13 protein-coding genes, 1 tRNA gene and 1 pseudogene are annotated in these 14,122 nt (G+C 61.7%); 7 read left to right on the forward strand and 8 right to left on the reverse strand.

The window, feature by feature from the left end:
* Positions 1-425: 425 nt before the first annotated feature.
* The 3 genes from E3T35_RS17955 to E3T35_RS17965 all read right to left on the reverse strand — a co-directional run bounded on the left by E3T35_RS17955 (position 426) and on the right by E3T35_RS17965 (position 3,770).
* A complete protein-coding gene (locus E3T35_RS17955) occupies positions 426-1,184 on the reverse strand; it encodes a GNAT family N-acetyltransferase (protein ID WP_134380487.1) in 759 nt (252 codons plus the stop codon).
* Positions 1,185-1,413: 229 nt separating this feature from the next.
* Complete coding sequence (locus E3T35_RS17960) at positions 1,414-2,757, reverse strand: SNF2-related protein (protein WP_370449356.1); 1,344 nt, start codon at positions 2,755-2,757, stop codon at positions 1,414-1,416.
* A 940-nt stretch (positions 2,758-3,697) separates the two neighbouring features.
* A tRNA-Arg gene (locus E3T35_RS17965) sits at positions 3,698-3,770 on the reverse strand.
* A gap of 453 nt (positions 3,771-4,223) precedes the next feature.
* Between E3T35_RS17965 and E3T35_RS17970 the strand changes: the two genes are divergently transcribed.
* The 3 genes and pseudogenes from E3T35_RS17970 to E3T35_RS19965 form a co-directional block, all read left to right on the forward strand.
* Positions 4,224-4,466: a hypothetical protein gene (locus tag E3T35_RS17970; RefSeq protein ID WP_134344972.1), complete on the forward strand. Its 243-nt coding sequence runs from the start codon at positions 4,224-4,226 to the stop codon at positions 4,464-4,466.
* Positions 4,467-4,593: 127 nt separating this feature from the next.
* Positions 4,594-5,331, forward strand: a complete 738-nt coding sequence (locus E3T35_RS17975; RefSeq protein ID WP_134344971.1) for a flavodoxin family protein — start codon at positions 4,594-4,596, stop codon at positions 5,329-5,331.
* 123 nt (positions 5,332-5,454) lie between these two features.
* Positions 5,455-5,742, forward strand: a pseudogene (locus E3T35_RS19965) (carboxylesterase family protein); the annotation flags it as partial.
* Between the two features lie 48 nt (positions 5,743-5,790).
* Here E3T35_RS19965 and E3T35_RS19970 read toward each other — a convergent pair.
* A complete protein-coding gene (locus E3T35_RS19970) occupies positions 5,791-5,961 on the reverse strand; it encodes a hypothetical protein (RefSeq protein WP_241988922.1) in 171 nt (56 codons plus the stop codon).
* Positions 5,962-5,984: 23 nt separating this feature from the next.
* On the opposite strand from E3T35_RS19970, the gene E3T35_RS19975 reads away from it, so the two are divergent.
* Positions 5,985-6,260 (forward strand): hypothetical protein, encoded by a 276-nt coding sequence (locus E3T35_RS19975; protein ID WP_241988923.1) that lies wholly within the window; start codon positions 5,985-5,987, stop codon positions 6,258-6,260.
* 16 nt (positions 6,261-6,276) lie between these two features.
* Positions 6,277-6,675: a DUF1294 domain-containing protein gene (locus E3T35_RS17985; protein ID WP_134344970.1), complete on the forward strand. Its 399-nt coding sequence runs from the start codon at positions 6,277-6,279 to the stop codon at positions 6,673-6,675.
* Here E3T35_RS17985 and E3T35_RS17990 read toward each other — a convergent pair.
* Positions 6,672-7,241 (reverse strand): hypothetical protein, encoded by a 570-nt coding sequence (locus tag E3T35_RS17990; protein WP_105035441.1) that lies wholly within the window; start codon positions 7,239-7,241, stop codon positions 6,672-6,674. The genes E3T35_RS17985 and E3T35_RS17990 overlap by 4 nt on opposite strands.
* Positions 7,242-7,476: 235 nt before the next feature.
* Between E3T35_RS17990 and E3T35_RS17995 the strand changes: the two genes are divergently transcribed.
* Positions 7,477-7,959, forward strand: coding sequence for a pyridoxamine 5'-phosphate oxidase family protein (locus tag E3T35_RS17995; protein ID WP_134380493.1), 483 nt, complete (start codon positions 7,477-7,479; stop codon positions 7,957-7,959).
* A 51-nt stretch (positions 7,960-8,010) separates the two neighbouring features.
* Here the strand turns inward: E3T35_RS17995 and E3T35_RS18000 are convergent, their stop codons facing one another.
* The 3 genes from E3T35_RS18000 to E3T35_RS18010 form a co-directional block, all read right to left on the reverse strand.
* Positions 8,011-10,539, reverse strand: a complete 2,529-nt coding sequence (locus E3T35_RS18000; RefSeq protein ID WP_134380496.1) for an MMPL family transporter — start codon at positions 10,537-10,539, stop codon at positions 8,011-8,013.
* A 109-nt stretch (positions 10,540-10,648) separates the two neighbouring features.
* Positions 10,649-11,293: a TetR/AcrR family transcriptional regulator gene (locus tag E3T35_RS18005; protein WP_104088132.1), complete on the reverse strand. Its 645-nt coding sequence runs from the start codon at positions 11,291-11,293 to the stop codon at positions 10,649-10,651.
* Positions 11,294-11,605: 312 nt separating this feature from the next.
* Complete coding sequence (locus tag E3T35_RS18010; RefSeq protein ID WP_134344967.1) at positions 11,606-12,613, reverse strand: TerC/Alx family metal homeostasis membrane protein; 1,008 nt, start codon at positions 12,611-12,613, stop codon at positions 11,606-11,608.
* Between the two features lie 658 nt (positions 12,614-13,271).
* Here E3T35_RS18010 and E3T35_RS18015 point away from each other — a divergent pair.
* Positions 13,272-14,021 carry a GntR family transcriptional regulator gene (locus E3T35_RS18015; protein ID WP_092338716.1) on the forward strand — a complete coding sequence of 250 codons (750 nt, stop codon included), beginning with the start codon at positions 13,272-13,274 and terminating at the stop codon, positions 14,019-14,021.
* The last annotated feature ends 101 nt before the right edge of the window (positions 14,022-14,122 follow it).

Below are 14,122 nucleotides of genomic sequence, written 5' to 3' on the forward strand. Positions count from 1 at the left end.
CCCAAGGGAGGCCGTATTCTCAGCTCATGCGAACGTGGGACCTCTTCTCTGTGAATCGCGGCCAGCTAACTCCGCTGTAAGAGGCGTTCCACTTCCAAGGATCTGGAACGCGTGCGTGGGATTCAGCCCCGTGCCCAACGGTTTATGAGTCCGCTGCTTCATCACTCATCAAGGCCGCCTCGAGTAGTAAAGGCGCAGTTCCGTGAACAGCACTTCCGACACGTTTGTGGGCGGCCATTCGGGGCCGCGTCCGCTGCCACTCAGAAACGATCGGTTCTGGATGCGAGCTGCGTCGTTGGAGGACCCCGACAGTTCTGTACCAAGCTTCAAACCGCCGCTGAGCATGTTGCACTTAGGGCACCCCCGCGAGCAATTAACGTGCGGCCCGGCCCACGCTTTTCTGGAATCCCGCCGATTCAGGGTAACTACCGTCGCCCCCTGGTGGACCCGAAGAAGTCGAGAACCTTCTGTGGCACCGGCCCCTTCCGTGCCAGGTCAACCATGGAGCGCGTGCCCTCGTCGAGATCGCGAAGGTCCACGTCGCCACTGTCGACTATATGCATCAGCTCGGTTGCCGCGTCATGCGTCGGGCGCCCGCTCACGATCGCGAAGTCGAAGGTGCGGCGGATCGCCCTCGGACGCAGCACCTTTGCGGCCATGAGCGGAAATCCGACGCTCGAATCTCCGATGTCCGCGCGGAGGTGGCTCCCGAATGGCAGCCACGCGTACCCGCGACCGTCGACAACCACCTCCCAGTCGATCGCCCGGTAGAAGTCCGACTCGGTCGGCGGCACGTGGGCGACGATCACGTTTTGCCGAGCGCCTAGAGCCCTACGCTCGATTTCCGCCACCAGAGCCTTGGCGATTCCGGAGCGGCGGTGGGCGGGACCCACCACGAGGTACTGCAATAGGATGTGCGCGGGATCGATCTGTCCGGTACCGGGCAATGACCAAGGCGCGGCTGCGGCGAAGCCAACGATCTTGTCATCCTTCTCCGCGACGATCGTGAACGCCCGGAGGGGCGCCGCGAGCTCCTCGGTCAGCATGATTCGGGCCAGCTCGGCGTCCGCGTACAAGTAGCCAGCGTGGTGCTGGCCAGGAACTGCGGGAAAGTAGGCCCGCTCGTAGTCGAGCAGAACAGGGGCGTCGGTCGGCTTGCCGAACCGGAGGAGGAAGTCGGTCATATGTAGAGGTTAGCCAGCACTCCCGATCAGTCAGCGCGTGAAGCTTCCGGGTGGCCTTGCTACCCCTGTTCATTTCAAAACCCTTGCTGAGGTCTTGCTTTTGACAGCAGTTGTGGCACGTTTTTGGCCACCCATCGAAGGGCATCTCTGCGGCCGCTCGCTAAGGATCGTTTCCGGCTCAAATTCTAGTTAACGCGAGGACGAACCCTCTGCACCGTCGCTCGATGTTCTAGCGAGGGTCGTAGAGATCGGACAATTTGTTACCGATCGCCCGCAACCGGTCTTCTGTGCCCTCATCGATCGTGTCCGGAGCAATTAGATTCCACCATTGAACTGACTCCAACTGGCCTGGTCTATCCAGACGCTCTCCAGCTTGAGTGTTTAGAAGAGCGTTTACGTGTTTAGAAAGCCAGACGCCATTGCTGCACTTGTGCTGCAGGCCGTCTAAGCCCTCTGCAACGGCAGCGATTCCCGCGACCAACACACGGAAGGAGCCTCCGAATTCGCGGAGAAGCCGTTCTCTTTTTTTCTGCTCGGTCTTCCCTGTGTACGCCTCGGCTGTTATGCCCGCTTTCCGAAGCCGAGAAATCACCACGGGGATAAATCGGGCGCTTGGCGATAATACGAAGTACGTCTCTTCTGGGGAACGATCCTCGATGATTTCAACTAGGGCATCTATCTTTGAAGACTTTGCATTTTCTACAAAAGTCACCTGGTGGTCCACGATTATGGGAACGCCGAGTGTCAGCTGGCGAAGTCGCAGGCTTTGCGTGAACGGAACGGCAGCAAGCAGCGGATGCTCTCCCAACCAAACAAGAGCGAGCTCTTGGAATTGATTGTAAATTTTCCGTTGAAGGGGTGCCATCTCGCAGGATACTTCGATCGTTGGAAGCACCGGCGGCATGTCCCCGCGGTGGTCCTTCTTCAGGCGACGAATGAAAAATGGCATATCGCGGATCACGCCCCCCGGAATGATCTCTCGATCGAGCTTAGGGACAGCTCGGTTGCCGAGGGTGTGCCAGAAGGTCTTAACCCAATGGGTGTAGGACTTGTACCGCTCTGGCCATAGCCAGTTCATGGGCGGGAAAAGACCCTCTGGCTTATTTGCTGAGGGAGTACCTGACAATGCAATCTTGTAGTCGCTGGAGATCCATTGAAGCGTGTGCCTCGTCCATGATTCGCGGTTCTGAATTCGATGTACCTCGTCAGCAATAATCAAGTCCGCATGATTGCCCGTGATCGCGCCAGTTCGCATGAACTCCCAGCCGATGAAATACCAGCCAGGTTCACCTTTCTTCAGACGGGTGAAAGACCCTGAGCGAAAAGATTTCATGGAGTCCTCTAGGTGATAGAAAACAGCGTCGGGAATTTGCGACTTAACCGTCGCTTCCCAGGAACGACGCGTACTAAGCGGCGCAACGACAATAATAGATTTAAGGCCAAGGCGTTTGGCGAACTCGACGGCTGTGATGGTTTTACCCAGAGCCTGCTCGTACGCCAGGAAGATCGACTTCTGACCTTCGTCTATGGCTCGAGTAATGTCCATATCCTGGTACGCAAATAGCTTGATAATCTTGCTCCGCCTTTGACTCCGCCAAGATTTGGCGGCCGGATGGTTGCGCCGGCAGAAATCAGGCTACCTAGTTCCAACCCCGGGTCTCTCCACTTTCGATGAGACCAGCGGCCGGCAAGGCCTCAAACGAACAATTCACCTCTGGTCACGTCCCGCCGGGTGTTGTAATTCGTCAACTCGGAGGTGTTGGCAATGGGCAGTTCGAAACCCGCCGACTACGCCGAGGACATCGACTCGGCAAGGGCGTCGCTCGACGTGGCTTCATCGGGCGGGCGACCTGTCCGTCGATCTCGGGACCCCCGGCGGTCTCGGCTCCGAGCCGATGCAGCAGGCTGCCGCGGTGATCGAAGCAGCCGGACGGGTGCTCCGTGAACCAATGTCCGCCCGAAAAACGTTTCGCATCTGACACCATCCAGTCCTGCGACGCGGGCAACCATGCCGCCATTTACTTCTGAAGAAATGCCGCCATCTCAATCGAAAAACCACAGCAGATCAGTCGTCAGCCGCCGCGGTCTCAGAATCGACCGTTTTAGCGACGACCGTTTCAGCATTTTCGAACCGCTCAGTTATGCACTCTTCGAACATCGAAGCCTTCCGGGACGTTTCCCGGCCCGAGGACCCAAGAATCCAGAGCCAGGTGTGCCGCGGCCAACGTCAACAGCTGCCGACGTTCAACCACGAGAACGTGCGCCCTACCGAAAACTGTGACCTGCTCGGAGCTCCCACCAGGAATCCCGAGCACCCACATGTCATTTGTGGCGCCGGGAACCGAAAGCTCGACGGTGCAGGCGTTCGGTTCCCCGAAGACCTGAAACCAGCGGCCTGTCCTCCTGTTCCCACAGACAGCCCAGGGGAACCCGTGACCGTTGACGCCGGAAATGAGGTCGTGAAGGAAGGCGGCCAAACCCCCGCAATCCCAATGATTGCGGGGGTTTTCTTGTGCGCCCGAAGGGATTCGAACCCCCAACCTTCTGATCCGTAGTCAGATGCTCTATCCGTTGAGCTACGAGCGCATGCCAATCTCGCGAACTGTAACGCCCGGAGACAACTTGAAAACTATACCAGCTATCGAGGGCTTCCCGTTCCATCCGGGCGGGCAGCAGGGTGCCGGCGCCGATCTTTTAGCGCCATTGGGCTGTCGGTGTTCAAGAGATTTCTGGGAATGACTCAGATTCGATGGCGCTTTTCGGGGAAAAGTGTTCACCTGAGGCCAAGTCAATACCTACAAAGGGGGTCGTAACCGACCTGGTCGCGCCGACCACGACCGGCTCAAACAGCACGCTCGGCGGCACACAGATTCTCGCGAATCTGGCCGCGCCGGTCACGGTGCAGGGCAACGCGATCAGCGTGGGGGCGGTTCCGAGTCCGAGGGGGCAACGAACGCCTCATCGACCCCGGGCGGGGCTACCGTCTCCGTCGCTCCGACCACCACGGGAACCGACAGCTTTCTCGGTGGCACTCAGGTCGTGCCGCTCACGCTCCTCGGCACCGATTCATCCGCACGAGGCACGGGTAATTCTTCTCTCGCCGCGCTGCGACTGACGCCGCTGTTCGGGTCAACGCTGGCCGGTTCCACCCTGGCGAGCACGGGAACAACGCCACTGCCATTCCTCGCACTGGGCCTCCTTTTCGCCCTGGCCGGACCTGGCCGGACCTGGCCTGGCCGGATTGCACGCGGCCTGATTGCGCGTGGAGGTGGCACCGCCTAGCCAGGCTAGCATCCGCTCATAGCCGCCGGACGCTTCGACCACCAGGTAGAAGCGCCCGGTTGTGGCGCGCCCGCGACGTCAAAATCAACCCCTGTCATCCTTTCGAGTCGAGTGATTGAATAAGCCGGTGAACAAGACGAGCCCCGCCGAACGGGCACCCTTTGACTACTCCGGCCTGCGCGCCGTCTTCATTAACTGCACCCTCAAGCGCAGCCCGGAGGTCAGCAACACCCAGGGAATTGTCGACCTCAGCGCCCGCATCATGCGGGAGCAGGGCGTGCAGGTCGACCTGATTCGCGCCATCGACCACGACATTGCCACCGGCGTCTACCCCGACATGACCGACCACGGCTGGCAAACGGATGCCTGGCCGTCTCTGTTCACGACGGTGCAGGCTGCCGACATCCTCGTTCTCGCCGGGCCAATCTGGCTCGGCGACAACGGCTCGGTGACCAAACGCATCGTGGAACGGCTCTACGCCCACTCGGGCGAGTTCAATGACAAGGGCCAGTACATCTTCTATGGCAAGGTCGGCGGCGCCATCATCACCGGCAATGAAGACGGCGTGAAACACTGCACGTCGAACCTGCTGTACAGCCTGCAACACATTGGCTACTCGATTCCTCCCGCCGCCGACAGCGGCTGGATCGGCGAAATAGGCCCAGGTCCGAGCTATCTCGACGAGGGCTCCGGCGGCCCGCAGAACGACTTCACCAACCGCAACACCACCTTCATGAGCTGGAACCTCATGCACCTCGCCTCAATTTTGAAGAAGAACGGCGGCATCCCGGCTTTCGGCAACCTGCGCCAGGACTGGGACCGCGGCGAACGCTTCGGGTTTGAGCCGAACCCGGAATATAGGTAAGAGTCAGCAGCAAAATTCAACAGATCGGGGAACCCAGTGGCACTCCAAACACTTTCGACAGAGTCTTCCCCGGTTCCACCTGTACCCGCGCCGAGCGCGCTCGACGTGCGCGTCACCGGCGGCATGGTGCGCGGCATCCGTGAAGGTGCTGTTCTGGCGTGGCGCGGCATCCCCTATGCCGCTCCGCCGGTCGGTGATCGACGCTTTCGCGCTCCGCAGCCCGTCATGGTGTTCGTGCACGGCGGCGGCTACAGCACCGGTTCTGCCCAGGATTTTCCTGGCCAGGGCGAGGGCTTCGTGAGCAGTGCCCGCGTCGTCTACGTGAGTTTGAACTACCGACTCGGCGCCCTGGGATACCTCGACTTCAGCCGGTATTCCACGCCGGACCGCCCGATTGAGAACAATCTGGGGTTGCGCGATCAGGTGGCCGCCCTCGAGTGGGTGCGAGCGAACATCCGCTCATTTGGCGGCACCTTCCTGCCGGAGCATCCGTTCGACGCTTTTCGCGACGGCCGTGCCCACCGGGTACCGCTGATCATCGGCACGAATGATCGCGAGGGTGCGTTTTTTCGCGGCCGGGCCAACGTGCTCCCCCGCTCGCCGTGGCGCATCCAGGCCCTGTCTAACCACGCCCCCAAGATAGCCCCGACGAGATGCGGGCCGCCTATCCTGGTCTGCCGATCAGCCGCGCCGCCGCCGATTTCGGGGGTGACTATGCCTTCTGGTATCCGAGCATCGTCGTCGCCGGGTTGCACTCTCGGTTCGCCCCCGTGCATTTCCACCGCTTCGACATCGCTCCGCGGCTCATGCACCTGCTCGAGCTCGGGCTCGATGCCACGCACGGCATTGAAATGTATGCCCTGTTCGACCAGGTCGACCCCCGCAGCGAGCGCCGGCGCGTCTGGCAACGGTTTCTGCCGAACCTGTAGCACCTAGCATGGGGTCATGGCCATCACCCGCTCCCGCCGTGCTGCGGGACGCGGGAGCTACCTCGCGATTGCCGCTTTTGCCGTCGTCTATCTGGTCGGCGCCGTGTATTGGCCCCGGCCGCTCTGGGTGGCCGGGGCGTACCTGGTCACCAGCATGATTTGTTTTGCCGTCTACGCGATCGACAAGCGTCGCGCGCGGTTCGGCGGGTGGCGGGTGTCGGAACGCACCCTGCTGTTCTGGGGTTTCATCGGCGGTTGGCCCGGCGCCATCGTGGCGCAGCAGGTACTGCGCCACAAAACCCAGAAGAAGAGCTTTCGCGAGGCGTTTTGGGTCACGGTCTTCTTCAACGTCGTGCTCTTCGTCGCCGTCAGTACGCCCACGTTCGACCGGCTGGTCGCCCAGGCGATCAACTAGTATTCGTTGAACTCCGGGCTGGTCGCCGCGTCGTGTTTGGCCTTCAGAATGGCGAGGTTGATCAGCACGAACGCTTCCAGGCGTTCGCCGCGATGTTCGGCATAGTCGGGCTCGCGCTGGTCGACGGCCAGCTCGATGAGCTTCGACGAGACCGCCGAGCTGACCTCTTCGCTTGCTGACCGCTGCGCACTCGACACGATGCGGGCCACCTGATCGTTGTCATCGGCAACAGCGTCGAGGGCGAGCGTCAACCGTTCGTGCACGCGAAATCTCAGGGCAAACTGCTTGAGATCGTGGCGCTGGTCATCGGTAAAGCTCAGGCGCCACTTCATCGCTGCCAGGTCGCGGCCCATTCGGCTGACCCGCCGGGCATACTCCTCGTTCTGCCGAGCCAGCCGATGCAGTTCGCTGCGGGCGTTGTCGGCGTACCGCCCGGAGTCGTAGTCGAAGTGCTCCCGCAGAGCCCCTACAATGATGTCATTCTTCACGGCCATTCGTACGGCCGACAATGCGATCAGCAGGCCTTCGTCAACCGTGCGCTCGAGGTCGGGCAGCTCAGCGTTCACGTCGGGTTCACTGACGTGTTCGTGAGCGTCAGCACGACGCCGGGACCGGTTCCAAATGATTGCGCCACCACTTCCTCGTGCGGGTGAATTTCATTTTATCCTGCCCCGCGAATCGCCTCCGACCGCCAGATCACTCGACTACTTCGCCATCCCCCGCTCTCGCGCAAATTCACAATCTGGGTACGGTGGACGCCGATGGCGCAGGTGCGCCACGACCGATCAAGAAGGAGCAACGATGAGTGACCCGCGTGATGTGCAGAAGGTAGCAAAACTGGTCAAGGAGTTTCGTTTCGCCATGCTCACCACGACGAGCCCGGGCGGCAAGCTCGTGGCTCGCCCGATGACGGTACAAGAGGTCGAGTTCGACGGCGACCTGTGGTTTATCGCTACCCGCGATTCGCACACCGTGACGGAGATCGGTTCTGATCCGGTCGTGGGAGTGTCTTTCGCCTCCAACGACACCTGGGTTTCCCTCTCGGGAACCGCTGAAATGATCGACGATTCGCAGAAGGTGGAGGAATTGTGGAACCAGTGGGTCGAAGCGTGGTTCCCGGAGGTTCCCGAGGACCCCAACATTGTGCTCATCAAATTCACCGCGGACGGCGCGGAATATTGGGACACCCCTGGCGGGCGCATCGCCTCCGTGATCAGCCTGGTCAAGGCGAAAGTCACGGGCCAGCCCTATGACGGGGGCGAGAACGACAAGGTCGACCTCTAGACACCATGCAGGTCGGGCGACAGACCTCAGGTCCGTCGCCCGACCGCCCGGCTAGACGATCGGTGTCGTGACGCGCTCGGGTTCGCTCGGCAGGGGCACCGGGTGCGTTCGCTCGAGCGACGCGCCCGCCACATCCACGTTGGGCAGGATGCGGTCGAGCCACTTCGGCAGCCACCAGGCCGCGTCACCGAGCAGGTGCATTACGGCCGGGATGATGCGCAGCCGCACCACGAACGCGTCGAGCAGTACGCCGATGCCGAGCCCGAAGCCGATCGACTGAATCATCACCGAGTTCGAGAAGATGAAGCCGGAGAAGACCGAGGCCATGATGAGCGCGGCCGCGATCACCACGGTGCGCCCGGCATGAACCCCGCGCTGCACGGCCAGGCGCGACGAGGCACCGTGCACGTACGATTCCCTCATACCGCTGACCAGGAACAGCTGGTAGTCCATGGCAAGCCCGAATAGAACACCCACGACGAGGATGGGCAGGAAGCTCAGGATAGGCCCCGGGTCGTGGATGCCGAACACCGCCCCGAGCCAGCCCCACTGAAAGACCGCCGTGATGGCGCCAAACGCTGCGAACAGCGACAGCACGAAACCCAAAGTCGCGGTGATCGGTACCAGGATCGACCGGAACACGAAGATCAGGATGATCAACGACAACCCGACGACAACGAGAAGGTACAGCGGAAGCGCCGCGGCCAGCTTCTCGCTCACATCGATGTTTCCCGACGCATTGCCGGCCACACCGAGGGAGGTGACACCGTCGATGTCCAGACCGCGCAGGTCCCGCACGAGTTGCTCGGTCGATTCGCTGGTCGGCCCCTCAGCCGGAATGACTTGGAACGCGAGCAGCAGGTCATCATCGGAGGCTCCGATCGGCGCGACCGCGACCACGTCGTTCTCCGCCTTCAGCGCGGTTCCGATACGTACCTGTTCCGCGAGGAGCGCATCATCCGTTATAGCGGTTTCGAGGTCTGCAACCACGAGCAGCGGGCCGTTCACGCCGGCACCGAACTTCTCGTCAGCAATTTTGTAGGCCTGGTACGCACTCGAGCTCAGCGGTTCCGACGAGCCGGCGGGCAGTCCGAGGCGCATGGACAGCGCGGGCATAGCCACGATGAGCAGCACGATGATGCCCACGACCACGGTGACGACCGCTCGCACCGTATTCATGGGCTTGGACGGAACCTTGGCGTGGTGCTCGGCGTGACCGACCTTGGCGCGGGCTTTCCTAGTGAGAATCTTCGCGCCGACCAGGCCCAGCACCGCCGGCGTCAACGTGATCGCAATGAGAATGGCGACGAAGACGCAGACGGCGCCAACCGTGCCCATGAGGCCGAGGAAGGGGATACCGGTGAGGTTGAGTGCGAGCAGGGCGATCAGAACGGTGGCACCGGCGAACACGACCGCGTTGCCGGAGGTGCCGTTGGCCAGCCCGATCGATTCCTGCACTGGCAGGCCGTTGCGCAGCTGGGTTCGGTGCCGATTGAGTATGAACAGTGAGTAGTCGATGCCGACCGCGAGCCCAAGCATCACACCCAGAACAGGTGTGACCGAGAGCATCTCGACGGTTCCCGACAGAGCGAGCGAGGCGAGCACTCCGACGCCCACGCCCACGAGGGCATTCAGCAGCGGGAGTCCCGCGCCGATCAGCGTGCCGAGCATGACCCACAGCACGATGGCCGCAACGATCACGCCGCCGATCTCGCCCGGACCGAGAATCTCGGGAATGCTGGAGGCAATGTCGTTGGAGACTTCAGCCGTGACGCCGTCGATCCCCGCGTCGGTCATCTCAGCGACCACGGCTTCCTTCGACTCGGCCGGAATCAGGTTGAGCGGGGTGTCGAACTGCACGCTCGCGACCGCGGTGGTCGCGTCGGTCGATACCTGACGGATGCCGGAGGCCAGGTCGAGCAGGTCGGCTCCCTGCTCGAGCGTGGTGCTCTGGGAGGCGAGTGCGGTGCGGCTCGCCGTGAGTGTCGTCTGCTGGGCAGCAATCGCGGCTGTGCCCGCATCGATCTGCGCCTGCTGCGAGTCCAGCGTCGACTGGGCGGCGGCGAGTTGTCCCGCTGCCTCGGCCTGCGCGCGGCTGGCATCGAGCTGCGTCTGACCGGCCTTGGCCTGGGCCATCGCCGCGTCGATCTGCGCCTGCCCCGCGTCGAGCTGCGCCGTTCCAGCAGCGATCTTCTGGCGACCGTCGACGACCTGCTGGGTCTGATCGTCGATCTGGGCCTGGGTATCGAACGGGTTCGTCGCCGCTTTCACGTCGGCCAGGTCGACCGTGCGCGTGAGCAGGTCGCCGATTGCGGTCTTTTGCGCGTCCGTGAAGGCGGAGTCATCCGTCGTGGTGAAGATGACGGTGCCACGGCCGCCGCTGGCGGAGGGAAACTTGGCGGCAAGTTCGTCGCTGACCTTCTGAGTCGCGGTGCCCGGGATGCTGACGGACGACGTGAGGGTTCCGCCGAAGAGGACGAATGCACCCACAGCGAGGCCAAGAATGACCACCCACGAAACGATGACTAACCACGCTCGGCGGGCGGAGAACCGACCGAGTCGGTAGAGAAGCGATGCCATATTCTCAAGTTCTTTCTGCAGGTCGGGTTGTGGTCGGGTGACCGGAGTGGCGTCTCGCGTCGCATCATCGGGAATCGAGCTGTGGGGTCGAGCAGGGAAGTCGAGTACTTCAGTTGGAAGGTGCGTAGCCGGTGCGGACGGTGACCATGAGGCGGTCGAGCAGTTCGTTCCACACTGCGCGCGACGAGGCGTCGAGTGCGCCGCCCGTTCGGACCAGCCAGTGGGCGGATACGATGGCGATGCCGTTCATCACCGAGCTGACCAGAATCGCAACTTCGAATTCGTCCATTGCGCCCGTACGAGCGGCGATCTCGGTCGAGAGCTGTTCGGTGGTGCGCGTGAAAACATCGCTGATGCCGTGTTGGGATCGACCGTTCTCGCCCTCCGCGTTGAGTACCCCCGCTAGATACGCGACGACCGGCGGCAGATCGATGTTGCGAAGGGCCGTCGTGAGTTCGTCGAACAGGCCTTCGCGGCTGCCATCGCCTGCTGGAGTCGATGCTGTCGCTGCACGGAATTCATCAACGGTGGCGCTGAGAACCCGGGTGCAGGTGGTCATGATCACGTCGTCGAGTGATGCAAAGTGGTTGAAGACGGTGCGCCTGGAGACGTCGGCGCGCTCGGCAAGCTCGTCAACGCTGAATTGCGGTTTACCACGTTCGCGGATGAGCGCGTCAGCGGCATCCAGAATCGCCTGGCGGTACCGTGCCTTGAGTTCGGCACGGCGGTCGGGGGCGGTGTTCTGAAACGTCACGTGCTTACACTAAGTGCAACGACGCACATAGTGCAATCAGCGTGGCAAGCTCCCAGCTTTGGCAATTATCTCGCCATTGTTGGTCGAGATCTTCGACCGATGACCCAGACACGGATGCTGGTTCGGAGCCGATGTCGACCTCCGTGCAGGGATCGGGAGAACATCATTGGAATGCCAAACATTTTCTCTTCTATTGAGGGTGGCATACCGTGCCTGCTGCCCACATGGCGTAGTCCAGCGAATAGAAGGCGGATGTGCTCAACAGGTTGGGGTAGCGGGCTCGCTGGCAGGTTTTGCGAGCTGCCTAGGTGCTCAACGGTCGCTCACCTCGGCGGCAACGGGTTCGGTGACGGGGGCTCGCTGGCCTCTGGTCTTCACGAGACTTGCGACGGTAGCCACCGCAATCGTGGTGCCGATGAACACTAACGAGAACCAGATCGGGATGTCGAAGGCCCAGGGCACCGGTTGGCCGCCGTTGATGAACGACAGCTCGTTGAGCTTGAGCGCGTGCAGCACGAGCTTCACTCCGATGAATGCGAGGATCACCGCGAGTCCCTGAGCCAGGTAGACCAGGCGCTGCAGCAGGCCGCCGATGAGGAAGTACAGTTGGCGCAGACCCATGAGGGCGAAGGCGTTCGCGGTAAAGACGATGTACGCCTCGTCGGTGAGGCCGAAGATCGCTGGGATCGAGTCGACAGCGAAGATCAGGTCGACGAAGGCTATCGCGACTAGCACGAGCAGCAGGGGGGTCACGAACCGGCGGCCGTCCTTCAGGACGGAGAGTTTGTCGCCGTGATACTCGTCGGTCACGGACAGGTGACGCCTGACAAACCGCATGAGACGGCCGTTGGCCGGGTTCGACTCGCTATGCGTGAAGGCCTGGCGGTAGGCCAGCAGCAGCAGCAGCGCGCCGAAGAGGTAAAAGATCCAGGAGAAGTTCGCGATCAGGGTCGCGCCGACCGCGATGAAGACTCCGCGCAGGACAAGTGCGAGCGCGATGCCGATCAGTAGAACCTTCTGCTGATAGGCGCGCGGGACGGCGAAGGCCGTCATGACGAGCAAGAACACGAAGAGGTTGTCTATCGAGAGGGCCTTTTCGGTCAAGTAGCCGGCGAAGTACTCACCGCTGAAGGTCCACCCCGAGACGATGCCGATTCCGACGCCGAACATCAGCGCAAGGCCGATGTAGAAGGCCGACCACCAGGCGGACTCCCGGATCGTCGGCTCGTGCGGGGTTCGCACATGTGCGAAGAACTCGAATACGAAGAAGGCGATCGTGACGAGGATAGTGATGATCCAGATGAGCAGGGACACGTTCATCAGGGGGCTCCAATCTTGACGCTGATACGACGTCAAGGTCTTTTCCATTCCCGCGAACGAGAACCGGTGGCCCGGGATGCACCAAGCATCCGTAATGACGAGCCGACCGTGTCGGAATACTCCCCTTGCTGATATGAGGATACGGGGATCGACTGACCCGAGTCTGAGGATTTGCCGCAAGCAACGCATTTCGGTGAGCGTGAACAGGGCAAAGGAAAACCCCTGAGTCCCAGTGTTCACGGGATTCAGGGGTTCGAATGGCTGCGGGTAGTTCACGTAATTCCTAATTCGCATTGTTGGCGCGGGACTCGGAGGTCGTGCCAGATCACTTTTCCATCACATCGCGGAATTAATTCCACGGGCGCGGCCATCCGAAGCGCCCGATGCCGGTTGTGGAAAGTCCGGGGACCAGCGGGCTGCAAAACCGGACCCTAAGGCAGGCAACCCGCGGCAGCGGCACGGCACTGGCCCTGTTTTCGATCCGCACGAGATCGACGCAGAGCTCGAAGCCCGTGACGCCCACCCATCCAATCCCACGATATTGACCGGCATTTCGTGGCAGCAACGTCGAATAGGTGTTACCGACCCACACTCGTAGTGCACGCAAGGGATAATGGCATTTTGGCGCACCTATTGCCCGAGGAGAAGCGGAACTCACATGTCAACTGCGGCTGAAGCAGACCGGGCACGACTGGCCAGATTGCCTGGCCAGCCACTCTGGTTGCGCGTCCATGACGACATTCTCAACCGGATAACCTCGGGCGAATTCGCGGACACGTTCCCCGGTGAAATTCAACTAACCGCGGAATATCAGGTGAGCCGCAGTACCGTTCGACTTGCGCTGAACCCTCTGCGGCGAGAGGGGCTGGTTTCATCAAGTCGGGGTAAACGCCCGGTGGTGCACGTCAACCACGGCGAAGAACATCGCTTTGGGCCGGTTTACAGCTTGTTTGCGGCAGTTGAGGCCTCTGGGATGAGGCAGCACAGCGAGTTGATCCGGTGCGAGATCCGTGTCGACGCGCGGATTGCTGACCGGCTCGACCTGCCCGGCGACGCTCCGCTGGTCAATATTGAGCGCCGTCGTTTCGCTGACGACTATGTCTTTGCCGTTGACAGCGCCTGGCTGCCTGCCGATCGCGCTGCCGGTCTTCTCGACGTCGATTTCAGCAACACTGCTCTCTATCAGGAGCTGACGCTCCGGTGTGGGATCACGCTGGATGGCGGACAGGAAACCCTGACAGCGATTACCGTTACCGCCGAACAGGCGCGAGTTCTTGACTGCCCGGTCGGCACTGCCGCTTTCTTCATTGAACGGTGTGGTCGTGCGGCGGGACGTCCGGTGGAATGGCGGGAGACTGTCGTCCGTGGCGACCGTTTCGCGGTCACCACATCATTCTCACCCCGGTGATCTTTAGTCTTATCGGTTCTCAGCCTCAAGACCGTCGAGCTGAGGGATGGCCAGGACGTACTCGTAGGGGTCCCGGGTGGGGAAGAGCCCGGTTCCGTTAG

It is taken from the genome of Cryobacterium sp. TMT1-2-2 (assembly GCF_004403505.1).
Classification (GTDB): Bacteria; Actinomycetota; Actinomycetes; order Actinomycetales; family Microbacteriaceae; genus Cryobacterium; species Cryobacterium flavum.